1 pseudogene is annotated in these 1074 nt (G+C 46.2%); it reads right to left on the bottom strand.

Annotated elements, in window-relative coordinates:
• Positions 1-1074 (bottom strand): annotated as a pseudogene (locus AB5935_RS26135) (alpha-2-macroglobulin); the annotation flags it as partial.

Below are 1074 nucleotides of genomic sequence, written 5' to 3'. Positions count from 1 at the left end.
ACAGTGAATACTTTTGTTTCACCACGACGCAAATTGAAATAAGTTAATACCCTGTCATCGCGTATATCCAGATAATTATATTTGCTGACGGATTTACCGGAACCGTCGGCTGCTCCGCTTTCCGTTTCGGGGGCAACCATTCTTTCGTTGTATATTTCCCAACCGGACGGTATGATATGCGTCAGTGCCAGATTGGTGTAATCGGAAGTTCCGCTAATATTGGATATGGAAGTGATAGCCATAAAGTCAGTTCCCTGTATAATATCATTGACAGAGATTGGTGTACCGTTCAGGTTGGCATATCTTATATCCATGCGAAGATTGTCGCTGATGGCCGGTAATGTATCGTTCAACAACTGTGTGCGTGTGATAAGGTCTACGCTAAGCGCTCCTTTTCCTTGATTCTTCACAGCAATCATACCGGATTTGGGAGTGGTGGCGATTTCCTTTTCAAACACAGCTTTAGCCGATTTCACGGCAGGTTGTTGTTTGTCGTTCCATGTCCATACGAAATCCAGTGTGCCTGATAGCTTTTCAGCCAGACGTCCCATTGCCATAAGAGCAAAAGCGGTGGATTGTGTACTGAACCACTCCTCTTGTGACAGATTCTTTGAAACGACTTTTGCCTGCTGCAAAGCATCCCGTTCCCGGTTCATCAGGATCAGTGTTTCCAGAATCATAGCTTCATCACGGTCGGAGGAACCATAAATCTGATTCATGGAAGAGTAGGGGCTTACTGTTGTTTCTGCATTATACACCAGTTCTTCAGCCGGTTTCATCTTTCCGGTCAGTGCATAGGTTGTTGCCAGTCTCCATTTAGCTTGAATGGATAATCCTGCCTGTTCTTTCATCCGGTTCATGGCCCCATATTCCGGTACTCCTGCCAATGCAAGCGTATATAAGCGGAAAGCCTGTTGCAATTCCGACTGCCATTGTTGCCAGCCGCTTGCATCCTGCGGCATCCGCCAGTTTTGTGCGGCAGCACGTTGAAAACGCTTCCACTTGTTCAGTACATTCGAATGAACGGCGTATCCTTTTTCTTGTGCCAGTGTCAGGAACATTCCTGCATAAGAA

The organism is Phocaeicola sp. RTP21198st1_B8_RTP21198_201120 (genome assembly GCF_040929485.1).
In the GTDB taxonomy this organism is placed as follows: domain Bacteria; phylum Bacteroidota; class Bacteroidia; order Bacteroidales; family Bacteroidaceae; genus Phocaeicola; species Phocaeicola dorei.
This window is presented reverse-complemented; position numbering and strand designations above follow the sequence as displayed.